This is a genomic window from Trichococcus patagoniensis (genome assembly GCF_003051085.1).
GTDB classification, from domain to species: Bacteria; Bacillota; Bacilli; order Lactobacillales; family Aerococcaceae; genus Trichococcus; species Trichococcus patagoniensis.
The window spans coordinates 19,757-39,160 of the sequence record NZ_QAOM01000016.1 but is presented as its reverse complement, the minus strand read 5'-3'; the positions used below and the strand labels follow the sequence as shown (position 1 = coordinate 39,160).

Annotated in this window: 18 protein-coding genes and 1 pseudogene; 17 read left to right on the top strand and 2 right to left on the bottom strand. The window is 43.8% G+C overall.

What is annotated here, in order from left to right:
- Positions 1 to 10: 10 nt before the first annotated feature.
- The 4 genes and pseudogenes from rpiB (at position 11) to C8U37_RS11020 (ending at position 4,508) form a co-directional block, all read left to right on the top strand.
- A pseudogene (gene rpiB / locus C8U37_RS11035) lies at positions 11 to 457 on the top strand (ribose 5-phosphate isomerase B).
- 101 nt (positions 458 to 558) lie between these two features.
- Positions 559 to 2,025 carry a glycoside hydrolase family 1 protein gene (locus C8U37_RS11030; protein ID WP_108033284.1) on the top strand — a complete coding sequence of 489 codons (1,467 nt, stop codon included), beginning with the start codon at positions 559 to 561 and terminating at the stop codon, positions 2,023 to 2,025.
- Between the two features lie 28 nt (positions 2,026 to 2,053).
- Positions 2,054 to 3,598 carry a carboxylesterase/lipase family protein gene (locus tag C8U37_RS11025; protein ID WP_211306203.1) on the top strand — a complete coding sequence of 515 codons (1,545 nt, stop codon included), beginning with the start codon at positions 2,054 to 2,056 and terminating at the stop codon, positions 3,596 to 3,598.
- Positions 3,599 to 3,620: 22 nt separating this feature from the next.
- The gene (locus tag C8U37_RS11020) at positions 3,621 to 4,508 is read left to right on the top strand and encodes an ROK family protein (protein ID WP_108033283.1); all 888 of its coding nucleotides are present in this window, start codon (positions 3,621 to 3,623) and stop codon (positions 4,506 to 4,508) included.
- A gap of 473 nt (positions 4,509 to 4,981) precedes the next feature.
- Here the strand turns inward: C8U37_RS11020 and C8U37_RS11015 are convergent, their stop codons facing one another.
- Positions 4,982 to 5,572, bottom strand: a complete 591-nt coding sequence (locus C8U37_RS11015) for a recombinase family protein (protein ID WP_108033282.1) — start codon at positions 5,570 to 5,572, stop codon at positions 4,982 to 4,984.
- 462 nt (positions 5,573 to 6,034) lie between these two features.
- Here C8U37_RS11015 and C8U37_RS11010 point away from each other — a divergent pair, with 462 nt between their 5' ends.
- The 4 genes from C8U37_RS11010 (at position 6,035) to C8U37_RS10995 (ending at position 8,940) form a co-directional block, all read left to right on the top strand.
- A complete protein-coding gene (locus C8U37_RS11010; RefSeq protein WP_108033281.1) occupies positions 6,035 to 6,613 on the top strand; it encodes a histidine phosphatase family protein in 579 nt (192 codons plus the stop codon).
- Positions 6,614 to 6,752: 139 nt separating this feature from the next.
- Positions 6,753 to 7,736 carry an aldo/keto reductase gene (locus C8U37_RS11005; RefSeq protein WP_108033280.1) on the top strand — a complete coding sequence of 328 codons (984 nt, stop codon included), beginning with the start codon at positions 6,753 to 6,755 and terminating at the stop codon, positions 7,734 to 7,736.
- Positions 7,737 to 7,912: 176 nt separating this feature from the next.
- Positions 7,913 to 8,473 (top strand): general stress protein, encoded by a 561-nt coding sequence (locus tag C8U37_RS11000; RefSeq protein WP_170100267.1) that lies wholly within the window; start codon positions 7,913 to 7,915, stop codon positions 8,471 to 8,473.
- Positions 8,474 to 8,691: 218 nt separating this feature from the next.
- A complete protein-coding gene (locus C8U37_RS10995) occupies positions 8,692 to 8,940 on the top strand; it encodes a GlsB/YeaQ/YmgE family stress response membrane protein (protein WP_108033278.1) in 249 nt (82 codons plus the stop codon).
- Positions 8,941 to 9,162: 222 nt separating this feature from the next.
- On the opposite strand, the gene C8U37_RS10990 is transcribed toward C8U37_RS10995, so the two are convergent.
- Positions 9,163 to 10,011: a VOC family protein gene (locus C8U37_RS10990; RefSeq protein WP_108033277.1), complete on the bottom strand. Its 849-nt coding sequence runs from the start codon at positions 10,009 to 10,011 to the stop codon at positions 9,163 to 9,165.
- Positions 10,012 to 10,288: 277 nt separating this feature from the next.
- On the opposite strand from C8U37_RS10990, the gene dnaX reads away from it, so the two are divergent.
- The 9 genes from dnaX (at position 10,289) to C8U37_RS10945 (ending at position 19,400) form a co-directional block, all read left to right on the top strand.
- The gene (gene dnaX / locus C8U37_RS10985) at positions 10,289 to 12,232 is read left to right on the top strand and encodes a DNA polymerase III subunit gamma/tau (RefSeq protein WP_108033276.1); all 1,944 of its coding nucleotides are present in this window, start codon (positions 10,289 to 10,291) and stop codon (positions 12,230 to 12,232) included.
- Positions 12,233 to 12,298: 66 nt separating this feature from the next.
- A complete protein-coding gene (locus tag C8U37_RS10980) occupies positions 12,299 to 12,613 on the top strand; it encodes a YbaB/EbfC family nucleoid-associated protein (RefSeq protein WP_086986555.1) in 315 nt (104 codons plus the stop codon).
- 117 nt (positions 12,614 to 12,730) lie between these two features.
- Positions 12,731 to 13,327 carry a recombination mediator RecR gene (gene recR / locus C8U37_RS10975; RefSeq protein WP_106450961.1) on the top strand — a complete coding sequence of 199 codons (597 nt, stop codon included), beginning with the start codon at positions 12,731 to 12,733 and terminating at the stop codon, positions 13,325 to 13,327.
- Between the two features lie 35 nt (positions 13,328 to 13,362).
- Complete coding sequence (locus tag C8U37_RS10970) at positions 13,363 to 13,674, top strand: YaaL family protein (protein WP_108033275.1); 312 nt, start codon at positions 13,363 to 13,365, stop codon at positions 13,672 to 13,674.
- Between the two features lie 464 nt (positions 13,675 to 14,138).
- A complete protein-coding gene (locus C8U37_RS10965; RefSeq protein WP_211306198.1) occupies positions 14,139 to 15,620 on the top strand; it encodes an MFS transporter in 1,482 nt (493 codons plus the stop codon).
- 143 nt (positions 15,621 to 15,763) lie between these two features.
- A complete protein-coding gene (locus C8U37_RS10960) occupies positions 15,764 to 16,204 on the top strand; it encodes a MarR family winged helix-turn-helix transcriptional regulator (protein WP_108033274.1) in 441 nt (146 codons plus the stop codon).
- Positions 16,204 to 18,021 (top strand): ABC transporter ATP-binding protein, encoded by a 1,818-nt coding sequence (locus C8U37_RS10955; protein ID WP_108033273.1) that lies wholly within the window; start codon positions 16,204 to 16,206, stop codon positions 18,019 to 18,021. The genes C8U37_RS10960 and C8U37_RS10955 overlap by 1 nt, the downstream gene beginning before the upstream one ends.
- Positions 18,022 to 18,364: 343 nt before the next feature.
- A complete protein-coding gene (gene tmk / locus C8U37_RS10950; protein ID WP_108033272.1) occupies positions 18,365 to 19,006 on the top strand; it encodes a dTMP kinase in 642 nt (213 codons plus the stop codon).
- A gap of 64 nt (positions 19,007 to 19,070) precedes the next feature.
- Positions 19,071 to 19,400: a cyclic-di-AMP receptor gene (locus C8U37_RS10945; protein ID WP_108033271.1), complete on the top strand. Its 330-nt coding sequence runs from the start codon at positions 19,071 to 19,073 to the stop codon at positions 19,398 to 19,400.
- Positions 19,401 to 19,404: the final 4 nt, after the last annotated feature.

Below are 19,404 nucleotides of genomic sequence, written 5' to 3'. Positions count from 1 at the left end.
AGAGGTAAAGATGAAGATTGCAATTGGTAGTGACCACGTAGGAATTGAATTAAAGCCTACTATTATTGATTATCTTAAAGAATTGGGCCATGAAGTTGAGGATTTTGGCCCCTATTCCTCAGAACGTACAGATTATCCTATTTATGGCAAAAAAGTTGCTTAAGCAATAGCCATTGGCCATTTTCACAAAGGGATTCTTATTTGTGGAACAGGTGTTGGTATTTCGATTACAGCAAACAAAATCAAGAAGATTCGTGCGGTTGTATGTAGCGAGCCATATTCAGCTAAGCTATCTCGTGAACATAATAATACTAATATTTTGGCTTTCGGGTCACGAGTAATAGGTAGTGAATTAGCCAAAATGATTGTTAAAGAATGGCTTGAAGCTGAGTATGAGGATGGACGACATGCCCAACGTATTGAGATGATCGCAAGTCTTGAAAATGAAACTGAATGATACAGTACATTTTATCAACGATTAATAAGTTAAGTATGACTATTATTGAGGTAAGGTAGTTAACATTCTTGCCTCATTTTAAAGGAAGGTAGGTAATAGCTATGGTTTTTCCGGAAAAATTTTTATGGGGTGGCGATATAAGTGCAGCGCAATGTGAAGGAGCTTGGAATGAGGGTGGCAAAAGCCCAATAGAAGTGGACTTTATGCTTAGTGGCAGTAAGGATAAGTTGCGTCAGGTTACTTATCAAAATCAAGACGGTAGTTTTGGCAAACAACCTGCTACGATCACAAGCAAGTTACCAGAAGGTGCAAAATATGCAATCATCGAAGGGGAATATTATCCCAATCACAAAGGTGTCGATCATTATCACTATATGGAGGAAGATATTGCTTTATTTGCGGAAATGGGGTTTAAAGCGTTAAATTTGTCTATTAGTTGGGCGCGCATTTTTCCTCGAGGTATCAAAAACGGGGTAAACCAAGAGGGATTAGACTTTTATAGACGCGAACTGGAAGAGTGTAGGAAGTATGACATTGAGCCCATTGTTACCTTATATAAGTATGATATGCCTGTCTATTTCATTGAAGAAATGGGTGGATGGGAGAATAAGTTATTAATTGATGAGTTTGTAGCTTTTGCCCAAGTTGTCATGGAATCTTATAAAGATCTTGTTCACTATTGGATTACTTTCAATGAAATCAATCTTATGCTATTAGCTTCTGCTGATTTGGGTGGTCATTCAAAACAAATCGCATTTCAAGAGTTACATCATCAACTTTTGGCATCGGCTAAAGTCGTTGAAATCGGGCATACAATAAGTTCACGATTCAAAATTGGTAGTATGAATGCTGGTATGCTTGATTATCCATTGACATGTAGTCCCGAAGATGCACTTGAAACACAAAAAGCCATGCAAGAGGGATTGTTTTATTCTGGGGATGTGCAGGTGAGGGGGCACTATCCATCTTATGCTACTCGTATTTGGAAACAACATGATGTTACTTTGAACATAACGGCAGAAGATAGGGAAAGTCTACAAAATGGTAAAGTTGATTTTTTTGCTTTTTCTTACTACATGACAAATTGTAGGACTACCCATTCAGATGTTGAAATGAGCGGAGGTAATCTGACATCAGGAGCTAAAAATCCTTATCTTGAACAAAGTGATTGGGGCTGGCAGATTGACTCACTTGGTTTAAAAAATGCTCTTCATATGCTTTATGATAGGTATCAAATTCCACTTTTAATAGTTGAAAATGGAATTGGTACGTATGATACATTGGAAAATGAAGGTGAAATTCACGATCAAGCACATATTGAATATTTGGCAAAGCATATCGCACAAATGAAAGAAGCAATCGAAGAAGGTGTGGATTTACTTGGTTACACCATGTGGAGTGCTATTGATCTTTGTGCAGCTTCTACAGGTGAAGTTTCCAAGAGATACGGTTTTATTTATGTTGATATCGATGATTTTGGAAATGGCACACTTCAAAGATATAAGAAAGATTCATTTTATTGGTACCAAAAAGTCATAACAACTAATGGTGGAGATTTATCATATTGACCAGTGATTTCTCAAATGGAGGAAAATAATGATTCAACGGCACATTGTAACAATTCAATCTGGCAAAGTCAGAGGCCATGAAAGAGATGGAATAATTGAATATTTAGGAATTCCATATGCTCAACCGCCACTCGGGAAATTGAGGTTTAAGCGGTCAAAACCAGCTTTACCATGGGAAGGTGTATATGACGCTAAAAATTATATAGCAGAGGCGGTTCAGCTTGACGGAGAATATATCATTGGGAATGAAGATTGTCTAAGTGTGAATATTCAAGCTCCAAAAGGTGCCAAGAATTTACCGGTTTTTGTCTATATTCACGGTGGTGGCTATGCTACAGGAGGTAGCAACGTTCCTCTATATAATGGTCGAGAATTTGCCGAAAAGGGGATTGTTTATGTTTCCTTTCAATATCGATTAAATATTTTTGGCTTTTATGATTTTACGACCTATAAGAATGGTCAAGAATTTGATAGTAACTGTGGTTTATCCGATCAAATCTTAGCGATGCAATGGATTCGTGATAATATCAAGAAATTCGGAGGAGATCCCACACGTACGACTATCTGTGGTGAATCAGCGGGTGGTTCTTCAGTTATCAATCTACTTGTAGCTCCATCTGCAAAGGGAACTTTTCAACAAGCTATCATTCAAAGTAGTTTGGTTAATTGTATCTCAACACATCAGCAAGCTAGAGAAAATATTGATTTATTCATCGAAGGTATGGGTTGGACAGAAGAAGATTTATTACAATTAAAAACTTTGGAGTCTAGTCAGCTTATGAAAGGGCATCAATATGTCAGTAAACATAGTCAAGCCAAAAATCCAGGCTATTTTTTGCCTGGTCCTGTCCAGGATGATTTACTTCCAATGCGTCCGCTTGAAGCCATTCAAAAGGGAAGTGTAAGAGGAATTAGGATTATTTTAGGATGTAATGCTCATGAGGGTACAACTTTTGTACGTCCTATTAGAACAGGATTTCCCAGTAGTTGGGAGATGGTCAGCGAAATGTTTAAGAACAATGACTTGTTACAGGAACTACCAAGCATTGTCCATTATTATTCACCGTCTGCTGAGGTGAAATGGCATGACAACAAATCTCTTCTAGAAGTCGTGGATAATAGTGATATTACCGAAAAAATTAATAATCCTTTTACACAGCTTGTAACAGATTATGTATTCCAAATGCCAACGCTTAAATTAGCAGAAACATTTAAAGATAATTCTAATGAGGTCTGGCTCTATCGCTATGATCTTATCACGGCATCTGGCAAACAGAATGGTATGGGAGCATCTCATGCATACGATTTACCAGCCATGTTCGCAAACCAAGACTTTGAATTTAGTCGCTATATTTTTGAGGGTGAAAATGAGGAAGTGGTTCATTCTATCATTGAAAACATGCATGGTGATTGGGTTAGATTTATAAAATCTGGTAATCCAAATCTTAACTGGGAGTGTTATAAAGGTTATGAGACCCCCCTACGTATTTATGATCGAGAGAGTTATTTTACTGACAAGAACTTTTCTAAATTAATGGAAGTATGGAAAGATATGAGATTTTATGAAGGATAGCAACACATAAGGGAGAGTTAAAATGCGATATTTAAGTATTGACATAGGAGGAACTTATACAAAATATGCCGTTATGAGTGCTCAAGGGAAGTTTCTTGAAAAAGGGAAATTGCCAACAGTAAAAACAGGCTTATCAGACTTTTTAGATAGTCTAAAGGGTTTGATAGTAGGATTCCAAGAGGTTATCGACGGAATTGCCATTTCAAGTGCAGGTGTAATTGACAGCAGTGTTGGTATAATGCGAAATGGTGGCTCGCTAGATTTCATTAAAAATTTTGCTATTGTAGAAGAACTAGAAAAAATTTATCATATTCCCGTCAGCATCGAAAATGATGCTAACTGTGCAGCCCTTGCAGAATTACAGCAAGGAAGTCTTTCTGATTGTCAAACTGCTGTTTCTATGATTATAGGAACAGCAGTTGGAGGAGCAGTTATCATTGACCGAAAGATTATCAAAGGGAAACATTTGCTTGCAGGTGAATTTTCCTATATTCTGACAGATGCGAGTGATAGCCTAAATGGTCAGAAAAACTTGGCAATCGCTGGGGGTGTCCCTTCTTTGATAAAACAGGTGGAAAAAGTCAAAAATTGTGCTACTGACACGCTTACTGGTGAGGATATTTTTGACTTGGCGAATTCAGGGGACAAAGAGGTATTATACACTCTTCGTACCTATGCTCATCTGATAGCCACTCAAATTATCAATTTGCATTTTACTATCAACCCAGATCGGTTTGCAATTGGCGGTGGAATTAGTGAGCAAGAACTATTTCTCAAGTTTGTTCGAGAAGAAGTTGATAAACTCATCTCTAATTATCCGTTTGAAGTAGCAACCCCTGATATCCGAGCTTGCCACTATAACAACGACGCTAATTTACTAGGTGCATTGTATAATCATCTAGAGAAGTAGCCTGGTGATTATGGGGTCACTGGAAGATCTATACAGAAAATAGAGCTATAAAACCGAACAACCACCTGAAAATCAGCTCTTTGTCAATAAGGGCTGATGAGTTGAATAAAATTAAACTTGGGACAGAATGAACGAGATTCTGTCCCAGGTTTTTTGTTATTTCACTTTGATTAATTTATTGATCAAAAACTAAAGTTTCTATTCAAGGAGATGACTACTCGATTATTTAGAACTAAAATCTTTAAAATTTCTTCCAATCTTTTATAAGAAAAATGAATTAAGGTAAATTTTGTCAAAGAGATACGAGCTAGCTTTGTCTCTATCTTTCGTAGATAATTTTACTTATACTCGTTCATAATATAAAAACATGACACCAGAATATATGCTTTTGGTTTTCAGTTAATCTTTTAGCTATCGAACATTCCTGGTGATCAGATTTCCACGGCAAACGATTTTTATCGAGCACAATATAATTAATTAGATGATAAATGGGGTTCAGCATTCGTTTCTTCTAATTTATTGAGGTAACGATAAATGGTTGTACGGGAAACATTCCATCTTTCGGCAATCGTTTTAATAGGCGTTCCATTATCGATTAACGTCTTCATTAGTTCCAAGTCACTTTTACTCAACTTTTCTGGGCGTCCACCAAATCTACCTCTTGCGCGTGCAGCAGCAAGGCCGGCTGCCGATCGTTCCAGAATCAGATTCTGCTCAAATTCCGCAAATGCTGCAAACAGATGGAACATTAATTGGCCCGTCGAACTTGATTTATCCATCGTGATGTTTTCTTGTAAGCTGTGAAAGCTCACGCCACGATTATTCAAACGATTGACGATCGTAATCAAGTCTTCCATATTCCGCCCAAGCCGATCTAATCGCCACACAACGAGTGTATCCCCTGATCGAACAAATTCAATTGCTGTTTCTAATCCTGGGCGATTGCTCTTTGCGCCACTCATGTGATCTGTAAAGATTTTCTCACAGCCAAATTTTTCCAGACTATCTTCCTGGAGATCCAAATTCTGTAATCCAGTAGAAACACGTGCGTATCCAATTTTCAAAAAATCACCTTCTTTTTTATTTCGTTGTACCATAACTTTATCCAGGGTGATCAATTGGACATAGAATTTGCGACGGGTTTATGGACACGTATTTCAGATCATTTAGAGAAAAATCATACCAAAAAAGAAGTGTCCAGAAATGAACCATTTTCTGGACACTGATTTTGCTTTTAAGACAAGACTCGCAAAAATGTCATTTTATCCACGCAAGACGCATTGAACGCGATTAAGCTTTTATTCGAGAAGGGCGTGAGGACTTAATCAAAAATAACGTAATAGTCTAAATTCCATCCGTTTCCTCCTATGCTTTTTAGGTATAGTTAAGCATTCAATATAGGTAATTGATATTTAACTTCTAGCGCCGTATGATTAGCTCGAAGAGACAAAGCAGTGTTCTTCGTTTTAATATGAGGGTACTTTAATCTAAAAACCTATAAAAAATAATATTTTAGGAGAGGTTAAATGGCAAAAAAATTGTATTTAATGAGACATGGACAAACACTTTTTAACATTCGAAGAATGATTCAAGGTGCAAGCGACTCTCCATTAACAGAAGTTGGAATTAAACAAGCACAAATTGCGAAACAATATTTTGAAAATAACGGTATTGTGTTTGACTATGCCTATTCATCAACGCAAGAAAGAGCAGTTGATACTTTAGAGTTAGTCACAGACATGCCGTATAAACGTTTAAAAGGATTGAAAGAATGGAACTTTGGCACATTTGAAGGTGAAAGTGAGGATTTGAATCCTAAGGTTCTATCAAATCAGGGTACCTACGGTGACTTTTTTACACATTATAATGGGGAATCTGATTTAGAAGTGCAAAATCGTATGGTTCAGACATTAACTGAATTGATGGAGAAAGAAGATCATCAAAATATATTAGCTGTAAGTCATGGTGGTGCATGCACTATGTTTAGAAAAAAATGGACAGGTACATTAGGTAATACCCGAAATTGTAGTATTTTAGTTTTTGAGTATGATGAAGGAGCATTTACTTTTCAAGAAGTAATTGACCATGATTTTAGTTTACTATAAAGTCATTGCCTAAATAGTGAAGAAGCAAGGAAAGCGCTTGCCTTAAAGTGAACTTTAACAAGTAAAATGAAGTTAAGTACTAGGAAAATGGTGCTTAGCTTCATTTTTTGTTCTACAAAAATAGAGGGGGAGTAACGATATGAATAAACGTACTTTAGGAATCGAAGGATTAGTGACATCGGAATTAGGCTTTGGCTGTATGGGATTGAATCATCACAGAGGACCAGTCAAGGATCGAAATGAAATGATGAAAGTTGTGCAGCGTGCTTTTGATGCCGGAGTGACAATGTTTGACACCGCAGAAGTATATGGTCCCTACACCAATGAAGAATTAGTCGGCGAAGCTATTCAAACATTTCGTAAAGAGATTCAACTAGCGACAAAAGGCGGCTTTGACATTAATGGAAATTCCTACTACCCAGACAGTAATAAAGAAACATTGAGAAATTCTTTAGAGGGCTCTTTAAAACGTCTGGGAACGGATTATATTGATTTGTACTATATTCATCGGGTGGATCCTAATATTCCGATTGAAGAAGTGGCCCGGACTATGCAGGAATTTAAGAAGGAAGGGAAAATTCTGCAATGGGGATTATCTGAGGCGAGTGCAGAAACAATTCGTCGTGCACATCACATCGAACCTTTAGCAGCTGTTCAAAGCGAATATTCTATTTGGTGGAGAGAATTAGAAAAAGAAGTGATCCCGACTTTGGAAGAGTTGAAAATTGGTTTAGTTGCCTACAGTCCTTTGGGTAGAGGATTTCTTACCGGAAAATTGACAAGAGATGCTATAGCTAGCGAAAATGATAATCGTGCAGAACTTCCACGTTTTACAGAAGAAGCTTTCAAAGCTAATCAAGTAGTTCTGGACTTATTACAAAAAATTGCCAATGAAAAAGAAGCGACGATTGCACAAGTATCGCTTGCGTGGTTATTGGCACAAAAAGATTGGATTGTACCCATTCCAGGAACAACAAAATTGAGTAGAATAGACGAAAATGTTGGTGCAACGTCCATTCATTTTAGCAAACAAGAGCTGAATGACATTAACCATGCAGTGGATCAATTAGAAATTGTAGGAGACCGTTATAATCAAGAACAAAACAAACGAACGGGTAAATAGTGTCTGCTGAATATATCCCTAATTTTAGGTTGCTGTAGATAGTGATTTCCCTCTAATTGGTTCGATTACTGAACTCTATTTAATTCTTGAAAAGAGTTAATCTTTGCTAGTGAAGCTAATTTTCTATACAATGAATCTGTAGTAGCGTAACGAAGAAGAAAGTGGAGGTAATGAATATGGCTAAGTTTGTAAAAGGCTCCTACCGCACCATTTCAGAAGTTCATACTGTTTTAGAGGGTTTGCGACAAGAAGGATACACTGAATCGAATATTACACTTATAACAAATGAAGCTAAGAAGTATGAGGAACTGATCAATTCTACAGAGGCTACAATAAAGTTAGATGACACTGTCGATGAGCATCTTACCCTCTGGGAGAAAATCATGCAGGCTTTCCCTATCTTCACCAGCAGTGATTATGCGAGCAACAAAGAGGACGCTGAATTGGAACCAGAAGAAGACACGCTACTGGAAGGGTATCAGAAGCAATTAGATGATGGTGAGATTGTTGTGATAGTGGACGACCTTTTTAACAAAGAAGCTTCACTGAATTTGGAACAAGTGGACGTAATTGCAACAGATACGGTTGATGCGGTTGAGTCCAACCAAATTCTTCAAGAGACACCGGAGACTGATTCTCATCCTGATGTTGAGTCAATCGCAGATGTTTTGGAGCAGGAAACAACAGTTGTTCCAGGTAACGCTGATACAGATGAAGATTCACGTATTGAAAGCTAAATAAGGCAAGCATCCAAAACTCCCGAATCCATTCTTCGGGAGTTTTTTATATTGCTGTAGGAGTTTAGTCTGAAAAGTTCAAGGTTCCCTTTTAAACCAGCTCGCTTCGAGTGCAAATACTTTATAATATAGGTCATTCCTTATATAATTGCAGTGTAACGAGTAAGGTATGGACACATGGTTACTGCAGGCTTCTTTATTAGAAGGAGGAGTAAAAAATGGACTTTCTTTGGTCTCTAATTGTCGGTGGTGTCTTAGGCGCACTCGCTGGAGCTTTTTTGGGTAAAGATGTTCCAGGTGGCATTATCGGGAATATCATTGCAGGTTTCGTTGGGTCATGGTTAGGAGTAACTTTATTCGGAGCTTGGGGACCTGCAATCGGAGGATTCTACATCGCACCTGCATTAATAGGAGCAATCATCCTGATCCTCATCCTTTCCCTTATTATGAAAACGATGAGAAAATAAGCTTGTTCTGCACATCAACCAGACGCGTAGTATCCGAACGAATTCAAAAGCACATAATATCAGTACTATAAACCATAGGCGTGGTTTGGGCTGATAGTATGTGCTTTTGAATTTTTTTAGAGTAAAAAAATTATCACATTGGACCCACCTGAATGCTCTATATCAAAAAGCGTAACCGGTAGGAATACCCACCGGTTACGCTATAAGATGCTGATTCAATGATTACCCTTGATGAATGGCAGCGTGGATTTCGATGCCGCTGTTGTCTTTGAAGATCAGTTCGTTCGCACTTTCCTCGAACGAAATCCCTTCATTATTCAATCTGCCTTTCAATGCTTCATAGGCAGCATGATCGGCAACCACCCACGTGAAGTAGGCCAAACCTGGTTGGTTCTCTTCGGCAGCCGGCAACTTTTTGCCAGCCCACATATTCGAACCAATGTGGTGGTGGTAGTTTCCGGCTGCGAAGAATTTTGCTTGCCCGAAGAAGTCCGACTTCAGTGAGATGCCGAGAACATTTTCGTAAAATTGTTGGGTTTCGACCAGATCGTGAACGGTCAAATGGACATGCCCCATTATGGAGCCGGAAGGGATACCATCATAAATTTTGACCATCGCACCGATTACGCCATCAGCGTCCATTGCTTCCGTAACGCCCTCTATTTTGCCATCCGGTCGGACATCCCAAATCGACCTCTCTTTGTCGCGGTAAATCTCGATGCCGTTGCCTTCTGGATCGGTTAAGTAAATCGCTTCGCTGTAGCCGTGGTCACTCGCTCCATCAATGGCATATTTCTTCGTCAGCAAATGATACAGGATGGATCCCAAGTCCGCTCGAGTCGGCAAAAGGATTGCCAAATGGAAAAGTCCGGTCGTCAGTTTCCGATCGGAGGGTGCATCGAGTTGGATCAATTCAACCAAAGGCGTGTTGTCCGCGGCAACCCCCAATACGGCTGCATTTTCTTTTTGCTCCAGCAGATCCAATCCGATCGCTTCCTGGTAAAACTGCGTCATTTTCTTCAGATCATTGACTTTCAAGGCAACCTTGCCCAAATCCCAAAATGCTGTCATGTTTTTTCCTCCATTATTGTCGTGTGTATTTTAAGTTCATTCTTGCTGGAATAGTATCACAAATTTAATTAATACGAATTCGAACTATCTGATAGGATTACTATAATTCATCGCTTACTTTTTGTCAAATGTTATTATTTTATCTGAGTTGAATACCCTCCAAACTAAGTAAAATCCAACCGTAAATTACACAGGAAAGCCATAGAGCGATGCCTTTCTATTTTACTGTTTTTCCCTTATAATAGATGGACGAAGCAAAAGTGAAAGAGGGAAACGGATGAGCTATCAAGCACTATATCGGGTTTGGCGCCCGCAGCGGTTCGGAGACATCGCAGGCCAGGAAGCGGTCACGCAGACGCTGAAGAATGCCTTAATACAGGGGAAAACGAGCCATGCTTACCTTTTTACCGGGCCGCGCGGAACGGGTAAGACGAGTGCAGCCAAGATTTTTGCGAAAGCCATCAACTGTCATCATCGCGTCGATGGGGAACCATGCAACGAATGTGAAACGTGCCGGGCCATCACCGAGGGACGCTTGAACGATGTTATCGAAATCGATGCCGCCAGCAACAACGGCGTGGAGGAAATCCGGGATATCCGCGACAAAGCGCGGTATGCGCCGACCCAAGCCGACTACAAAGTATATATCATCGATGAGGTGCACATGCTCTCGACCGGAGCCTTCAACGCGCTCCTGAAGACGCTGGAGGAACCGCCGGAAAATGTCATCTTCATTTTGGCGACGACGGAGCCGCACAAGATTCCGTTGACGATCATTTCCAGGACGCAACGATTCGACTTCAAACGGATTTCCTATCAGGACATCATCAACCGGATGGCCTATATCCTGCAGGAGGAGAAGATCGGCTATGATGAGCAGGCGCTGCATATCATCGCGCGCTCCGCGAACGGCGGGATGCGGGATGCGCTCAGCCTGCTCGATCAGATCATTTCCTATGGTTCGGATGCGGTCACTTTCGAAAATGCGGTGAAAGTGTCCGGCAGTCTGACGGAGGAAATGATGATTTCCTTCTCGAGCGCGTTGCTGCACGAAGAGACGGAATCGGCGCTGCAACTGTTGCAGGAAATTCTGAGTGCCGGCAAAGAGGCCGGCCGTTTCCTTGAGGAGATGATCCTGTTTGCGCGGGATGTGCTGGTCTATCAACAGACGAAAGGCAAGGCCTTTGCGGATAATACGCAACAATACAGCGAAGCCTTCCAGACTTTCTCGCAGGAGGCGCCGGCAACGTTCCTCTACGAGATGATTGAAGCCTTCAACGAGACCCAAGGGGAAATGCGCTTCTCGACGCAACCGGACATCTATCTGGAAGTGTTGGCGGTGAAGCTGTCCCAATCCAAGGCGCATGCACCGGCGGCAGCCCCAAGCGCACAAGCGGCACCGAACGGAGAGATCCAGAGGCTGGCGCACGAATTGGAGCTCGTCAAAAAGGAACTCGCGAAGCTGCAGGAACTGATTGCTTCGGGGAATATTGCCGTTTCTCAGGAAGGGGCCAAAGCGGCACCGGCCAAAAAAGAAACCACCCGTCCATCGAACACGTCAGTCGGATTCAAACCCAACATGGGGCGGACTTACCAGATTTTGGGCGAGGCGACGAAGCAGGATCTTGCCCGCGTCCGTGATTTCTGGACGGATATCCTGGACGTGCTCTCGGTCACTCAGCGTGCCGTGCTGAAGCAAGCCAATCCGGTGGCGGCTAGTCCGACCAGTTTTATCCTGTCGTTCCAGTATGATATCCTTTGCCAAAAAGCGACGGAAGATGCTGAACTGCAGGCGGCTGTGGATGCGGCAACGCAGCGGATGCTGCAGCGCCCCGGCGAATTGGTGTGCTTGACGGAAGAGCAATGGACTTTGGTACGACGCAACTACATCCAGAACCGGAACGACAGCCCGGCTGCTGAATCCGTTGGTGAACCGAAAAAAGCCGCGCCAAAGCAGGCGGCACCAACACCTACTGCGTCTAAACAGCCGGCTCCGGTAACTGTCGATGCGGATAAGCCTGTCGATCTGGATCTGCCGCCGGAACCGCCGATGCCGGAAATGGAAGACGGCTACCGCGGCGACTATCACCCCGGGAATTTCGCCGATGATTTTTCGGTCGAGACCGATCCGATTGTGATCGAGGAACAAAAGGAACAGGAAGTCATCGATCAGGCGCTGAGCCTTTTCGGGGATGAAGTCGTGACCGTCGTCAATGACTGACGGAAGCAAACAAGCAATGAAAATAAATAATAAAATAAAATACACAAACAGAGAGGGAGTCATTTAATGCGAGGCGGAATGGGAAATATGCAAGGCATGATGAAACAAATGCAAAAAATGCAGAAAGAAATGGAGCAGACACAAGCAGAACTCAATATAACGGAGTTTGTCGGTGCGGCTTCCAATGATTTGGTCAAAATCACGATGACCGGCAACAAGAAGGTGACCGATGTTGTCATCGCACCTGAAGCGGTCGACCCGGAAGATGTGGAAATGCTGCAGGATCTGATCCTGATGGCGACAAATGACGTGCTCAGCAAGATCGATGAGGCGACGAAAGCGAAGTTGGGCAAGTTTGCCAGTGCGATTCCGGGCTTCTAAGCCAGGCTGCAGGCAATAACCGAAATGAATGAGGGGAGCGAGGGTGAGACAAGTCGAGCAGTGTTGACTTTAGTCCCAGCCTCCTTTCTTTTGAGAGAAGAAAAGGGGATTTACTAAATGCAATACCCAGAACCCATAGCGAAATTAATCGAGAGTTTCATGAAATTGCCGGGCATCGGGCAAAAGACGGCAGCCCGGTTGGCCTTTTTCTGTCTGGATATGGACGAAGAGGCTGTGTTGGCGTTCGCGGACGCGTTGATCCGTTCCAAAAGGGATTTACACCAGTGCGCCATCTGCGGTAATATTACCGAATCAGATCCATGCAACATCTGTTCGGACAATACGCGGGACTTGTCCATTATCCTGGTGGTCGAAAATCCCCGTGACATCATGTCGATGGAGAAAATCCGGGAATACCACGGGTTGTACCATGTGTTGAATGGCGTCCTTTCGCCGATGGAAGGGACCGGACCGGAAGATCTGAACATTGCCAGTCTGATCAAACGGCTGCAGGATGAGACCGTCAAAGAAATCATCATCGCGACGAATGCGACAGCCGAAGGGGAAGCGACGGCCATGTACCTTTCGCGCCTGATCAAGCCGGCGGGCATCAAGGTGACGCGTCTGGCTTACGGGCTGGCGGTCGGCAGCGACATCGAATACGCGGATGAGATGACCCTCTTCCGTGCAATCGATGGACGCCGAGAACTGTAACAAGGGCAGGAACAACGGGGGGAACGGAAAACAAAATGGCATTCCATTTGAACAGCGCAAGCAAGAAGCAGGGACACTTAAAGCAGAAATACGACGAAAAGTTGATCGACTTGATCAGCGATGTCCATCAACATTACACCACCTTGGCCCAACTGCAGCAGAATGCCTATGATTTGCCGGAAGAGTTGCGCATCTTCGAGAAGATAGCAGAAGCGAAATATCTGTTCCTGCTGCGTGAAGCCAAAGAAAGACAGATCCAAGCGGATATTTCCGCACCGAAAAAAGCCAAGCAATTCCGTTGGCGCAAGCGTACGAACCGCGCAGAAGACATTTTCCATTCAGACTAAGAAAGAACCAGGCCAACAGCGGCCTGGTTCTTTTGTCGTTTTGTAGAGAAAAAGGGCGACGGCATAAATCAGGCCGCGAGTAATTGTCAGCACACGTTGGATTTAATACTCGCCAGCGCACTTACAATCAAGAAAATTACGACCAAAACGCTTACGGTCAATGGAATATTACGGAAATTTGAACACTAAAAATAATATTCAAAAAAATGAAAGCGTTGTATTGTTTTGGGAGCGCTTTTAATATATTATGTTGTATATCGGCTCTGAGTTTTACATTATGATACGTTGTATCGCTTGTTAGTAATTATATTCTGTTCCGTAAAACTCAGGGTACTTTTGATTTAGGGGAAGGTTGTGTGTGGGGGAGGCCAATGTGACCGGTGTGCCTGTCATACGGCAATTTGTAAACGTTTTTATTTGAAGGGTTTGCAGTTACAAGAAATAAAAAATTGGAGGTATTCATATTGGAAACTACAGTAAAAAAAGTGGAAATACCAAAAGAATCTCGCTACAGACGCGCAAAAACATGGCAAATAGGTGCTTTTGCATTGAATAACAGTGCAACAAACATATTCCTATATTTAATGATGTTCGTATCCTATTATGCAACCGGTGTTGTCGGCTTGGGTACCGTCATCGTATCTACCCTGATTACGATGAGCCGTATCTGGGATGGCGTCACGGATCCAATCATCGGACTCTGGATCGATAAGACGGACGGTAAATTTGGTAAATTCAGACCGTTCATGATTTTGGGTTGGGTGGTAATGACGATCATTACGTTATTGATGTTCTTCACGACGCACTTGGTTCCTCAAAATCTGCGTCTGATCTACTTCATTCTCCTATATCTGGTCTATATCGTCGGCTATACTTTCCAAACGGCCTGTACAAAAGCCGGTCAAACGGTTTTGACGAATGACCCGCAGCAACGCCCGTTGTTCTCGACATTCGACATGTCCTATACTTCGCTTTTGTTTGCGGGTGCTGCAGTGTATGTATCGAATTACATGGTGCCGAAACATGGCGGCTTCACAGAATCTTTCTTCCATGAATTTGTGATCACCGTGGTCATCATTGCCGGAATTATGACGGCACTTGCTGTAATCGGATTATGGGAAAAAGACAGAACCGAAAACTTTGGTACAGGCGGCGTCCAACAACAAATCAAGTTAAAAGATATGTTCAACATCATCAAAGGCAACCGTCCGTTGCAGATGCTTATCGTAGCAGCTTCAACCGATAAATTGGCAGCGACCGTTTCCAGTAACTCCATCGTAATGGTCATGCTGTTCGGCATCGTCATCGGTGATTTTGGTGTCTTTGGTTCCATTTCAGCCATCACGATGATCCCGGTTCTGATCCTGATCCAAATCGGAACGCGTTATGCCCGTAAATTTGGCTCCAAAAAAGCGCTCGTTGTTTCCACTTGGATGTGTATCGCCCTCTATACCGCAATGTTCCTGTTGCTTTGGTTGGGTGATCCTACCCAAATCCGCATGACGGATATGAACGCTATGTCCATCGCATTCATAAGCCTATACATTTTGGCGACAGGAGTTAGAAATGTTTCAGGAGGAATCGTTATCCCGATGATTCCGGACATCACGGACTATGAAGTATACAAAAACGACCTTTATGCTCCAGGTGTTATGGGGACCATCTTCTCCTTCGTTGATAAAATGATTTCTTCTCTTGGGCAAACAGTCATCGGCATACTGTTGGCATACATCGGCTTCAAAGAAGTGTTCCCTTCTGTGGATACACCGCCAAGCACAGCTATTTTCTGGGTAACGATGTTCCTGTTCGTAGGCATGATGATCTTGGGTTGGGTAGCTTCTCTGATTGCGATGAAATTCTACGAATTGGATGACAAACGCATGGCGGAAATTCAAACGGAATTGGCAGACCGCAGAGATGCAAAGAAAGCAGCAGCTGAACAGTAATTGAAAAGAATTAAATGTAATGCAAAAGAATGCGGTCGTGGACAAACTGTCCCGGGCGCATTCTTTTCTTTTGCATTTTAGTTAGGTACCTAGTATAATAGGCAAGATAGATAGGTACCTAATCATCTGGAGGAGGAATCATCATGAAAGAGCATAATGAAGATGTCATCAGCAGCGCGATGAAGCTGATGCGCACGTTAAGGCGCAAAGAGAATCCAGCCAAGCACGAATCGCGCGGCGCCGGACGGCTGTTGCGGCTATTGCAAGAGAATGATGGGATGAGCGCGCGGGAATTGGCGGACCGGATGGGGATCCGGCCGGCTTCCTTGTCGGAGATGCTGAACCGGCTTGAGGCGGACGGGATTTTGACGCGCCAGCCTGACCCGGCCGATCAGCGCAGAAACAGGATTTTTATCCAGGAAAAGGGGTATGTTTTATTGAAAAAAATGAAGGCGGTGCGCCAAACGGAACGGGAGCACATCAATCAAAGTTTGACGCTTGAGGAGCAGGAGCAATTCGTTGCGCTCTGTGAAAAACTGACAAAATCCGTGGAGGACTTCAGAAACAAAGCAGGTGAGTCCTAATGGGCGGCAACGGGTTCAAAGGGGGCCGCGGCGGCTTCTTGACGGAGGAGGAGAAACAGAACAGCCCCAAAATAACGGCGCCGTTATTGAAGCGGATGTTCAGCTATCTCGTGCCGTATTGGAAACAGCTCATCGTTTCCGTGCTGGCGATCATCATCTCTTCGGTATTCGGCGTGTTTCCGACGATCCTAACGGGCCGCATCATCGATGAAGGTCTGTTGCAGCAAGACCTGCCAGTGCTGATCCGTCTGATTGGGCTTTCGTTCGGGGTGTTGATCATTTCCAATTTGATCAGCGTCGTGGAGAGTTATGTCAATGTCTGGATGGCGGAAAACATCACCTATGACATGCGCAACAAGATGTACAGCCATCTGCAGCGGATGTCGCACCGCTTCTTCACGACCAGCAAGCAGGGCGACATCATCACCCGCATGACCAGCGATATCGGCGGCGTTCAGAGCGTTCTGACGGGCACGTGGACGAACATTCTGCAGAATTTCGCTACGTTGACGGTTGCGCTCGTCACGATGTATACAAAAAGTCCTTTGCTGGCGACGATCGGCATCGTTGTGGTGCCTCTGTTCATCCTGCCGACCAAGCGTGTCGGCAAAAGGCGTTGGGAGATCACGCTTGAGTCGCGGAAGCACAATGACGACATCAACCAAATCCTGAATGAGACCCTCAGCGTCAGCGGCCAATTGCTTTCGAAGCTTTTCGTCACGGAAAACTACGAGTTCGATCGCTATCAGGAAGCCAACAAACAGATGATTCGCTTGAACATCAAGGAAAGCATGGCGGGCAAGTGGTTCCGGGTCGTGATCAACATCTTCACGAGCATCGGCCCGATGCTGATCTATCTGGTCGGCGGGATCCTCATCATCGAATACGGCAACACCGACCTGACCATCGGGGACATCACCGTCATGGTGGCGCTCCTGGGCAGGATGTACGGGCCAGTCAATTCCTTGTTGAATATCCAGGTGGATGTGATTCGCTCGATGGCGCTTTTCGATCGCATTTTTGAATACTTCGATCTGCCTGTGGAAATCGACAACGATCCGGAGGCGCTCAAGCCTGAGACGTTTACAGGCGAGTTGGTTTTTGACGCTGTTTCCTTCCACTATGATCCGGAACAGCCGATCTTGAATAATGTCAACTTCGAACTGAAGCCGGGCTCATCCGTCGCCATCGTCGGGCCTTCGGGAGCGGGCAAGTCGACCATCATCAACCTGATTCCGCGCCTCTATGATGTGACCGGCGGCAGGGTTTTGTTGGACGGAGTCGATATCCGCAAACTCGATTTGGCCTATCTGCGCCAGCACATCGGCGTGGTGACGCAGGACACGTATTTGTTCAACGGTACGATCAAAGAGAATCTGCTCTACGCCAAGCCCGATGCCACGCAGTCCGAAATCGAGAAAGCTTGCCGCGAAGCCAATATCCACGCGTTCATCAGCGGGCTGCCGAAAGGCTACGACACCGTTGTGGGCAACCGGGGGATGAAACTTTCCGGCGGCGAAAAGCAGCGGCTTTCGATTGCCCGGATCATCCTCCGGAAACCGGGGCTGATCATCTTCGACGAAGCCACTTCCTCCTTGGACTCTATCTCCGAGCATGCCATCCAGGAAGCGATTGAGCCGATTCTCGCCAAAAGCACGAGCCTGATCATCGCCCATCGGCTTTCGACGATCCTGTCGGCTGATGAAATCTTGGTGCTGGAAAAAGGTAAGGTAGTTGAGCGAGGGGACCACGAAACGCTCGTCAAAAAAGGCGGCATCTATACGATGCTTTACGAAACGCAGATGAGGCACGCATAGGATTAATAGGAGGGCAGCCCGTATGCAACGATGCTGTCCTTTTTTAGTGCAGGCGGAGATTGATTTATGGAAAAGATGGATAAGTCGGAAGAATCCATGTTTTGGATCGGAATGTCGGTCGAAAAGATGGATAACCAACATTTATTCATCTTTTCGGCCTGACAGGATATGCCTAGCAGAGACATACATGGACCCGGACACATTTTCAGGGTTCAGTTTTCGGAAAAAGCCGACAAAGACAATTATTTGTTGCAAAATTGACAAGGCTATATCGGATTCGTCTGTATAAAAAAACTTTCATTTAGCGTATAATGGAAGTATTAGAATCGTAGGAGTGTGCAAAGTGAGAGGGATTTTCATCACAATCGAAGGGCCGGATGGCTCAGGGAAGACAACCGCGTTGCAGCAAGTAGTGCCGCGTCTGCAACAAGAGATGAACCGTAAAGTGGTAGCGACGAGAGAACCGGGTGGAAGCCCAATCGCGGAAAAGATCCGCTCGTTGATACTGGATCCTTCGCATACGGACATGGATTCTAGGACAGAAGCTTTATTGTATGCGGCAAGTCGCCGCCAGCATCTGATCGAAAAGGTGTTGCCCGTTTTGGAAAGTGGAGACGTCATTTTTTGTGATCGTTTTGTAGATAGTTCAATCGCTTATCAAGGTTACGCAAGAGGCATCGGTGAAGAGGGTATCCGTGAAATCAACCAATTCGCAACAGAAGGTCTCGAACCGGATGTGACGTTGTACATCGATGTCCCGGCCGAAGTGGGCATTCAAAGGATCCATGCGAATCTGGACGAACGGGAATACAATCGTTTGGACCAAGAAAAGCTCGCTTTCCATGAAAAAGTCCGAGCTGGTTATCAGCAATTGGCGAAGGCTAATCCGGAACGGATAGTGGTCGTCGATGGGACGATGAGCCGTGAAGCTGTAGCAGAAGCTTGCTATCACATCATCAAAAACAGATATCCAAGCTATTTTTAGAGCAAGATTAGTTTTCAATCATTACTGATCGACCTTTTTAATATATAGAAAAGAGGGATTTGTTATGAAATTAATTATGGCTATAATTCAAGATAAAGACAGTGCTATCCTGTCCGATGAGTTGGTGGAAGCGAATGTCCGCGCTACGAAATTGCCTTCTACAGGTGGTTTTCTGCGCGCCGGCAATACCACTTTCATGATCGGTGTGGAAGACGAACGGGTCGATGAAGTGTTGCGCATCATCAAAACCAACTGTGAGGCGCGTGAGCAATTTGTAGCGACTCCAGTAAGCATGGATGTGCCCTTGGACAATGCAATCGCCTATCCGATGGAAGTGCATGTAGGCGGAGCGACCGTGTTTGTTTTACCGGTAGATAGTTTTTACAGATTCTGATGAC

What these genes read in the sequence shown, in the direction of transcription:
- C8U37_RS11030 (WP_108033284.1), top strand. Translation starts at nt 559, where the DNA reads ATGGTTTTTCCGGAAAAATTTTTATGGGGTGGCGATATAAGTGCAGCG.
- C8U37_RS11025 (WP_211306203.1), top strand. Translation starts at nt 2,054, where the DNA reads ATGATTCAACGGCACATTGTAACAATTCAATCTGGCAAAGTCAGAGGC.
- C8U37_RS11020 (WP_108033283.1), top strand. Translation starts at nt 3,621, where the DNA reads ATGCGATATTTAAGTATTGACATAGGAGGAACTTATACAAAATATGCC.
- C8U37_RS11010 (WP_108033281.1), top strand. Translation starts at nt 6,035, where the DNA reads ATGGCAAAAAAATTGTATTTAATGAGACATGGACAAACACTTTTTAAC.
- C8U37_RS11005 (WP_108033280.1), top strand. Translation starts at nt 6,753, where the DNA reads ATGAATAAACGTACTTTAGGAATCGAAGGATTAGTGACATCGGAATTA.
- C8U37_RS11000 (WP_170100267.1), top strand. Translation starts at nt 7,913, where the DNA reads ATGGCTAAGTTTGTAAAAGGCTCCTACCGCACCATTTCAGAAGTTCAT.
- C8U37_RS10995 (WP_108033278.1), top strand. Translation starts at nt 8,692, where the DNA reads ATGGACTTTCTTTGGTCTCTAATTGTCGGTGGTGTCTTAGGCGCACTC.
- C8U37_RS10990 (WP_108033277.1), bottom strand. Translation starts at nt 10,011, where the DNA reads ATGACAGCATTTTGGGATTTGGGCAAGGTTGCCTTGAAAGTCAATGAT.
- dnaX (WP_108033276.1), top strand. Translation starts at nt 10,289, where the DNA reads ATGAGCTATCAAGCACTATATCGGGTTTGGCGCCCGCAGCGGTTCGGA.
- C8U37_RS10980 (WP_086986555.1), top strand. Translation starts at nt 12,299, where the DNA reads ATGCGAGGCGGAATGGGAAATATGCAAGGCATGATGAAACAAATGCAA.
- recR (WP_106450961.1), top strand. Translation starts at nt 12,731, where the DNA reads ATGCAATACCCAGAACCCATAGCGAAATTAATCGAGAGTTTCATGAAA.
- C8U37_RS10970 (WP_108033275.1), top strand. Translation starts at nt 13,363, where the DNA reads ATGGCATTCCATTTGAACAGCGCAAGCAAGAAGCAGGGACACTTAAAG.
- C8U37_RS10960 (WP_108033274.1), top strand. Translation starts at nt 15,764, where the DNA reads ATGAAAGAGCATAATGAAGATGTCATCAGCAGCGCGATGAAGCTGATG.
- C8U37_RS10955 (WP_108033273.1), top strand. Translation starts at nt 16,204, where the DNA reads ATGGGCGGCAACGGGTTCAAAGGGGGCCGCGGCGGCTTCTTGACGGAG.
- C8U37_RS10945 (WP_108033271.1), top strand. Translation starts at nt 19,071, where the DNA reads ATGAAATTAATTATGGCTATAATTCAAGATAAAGACAGTGCTATCCTG.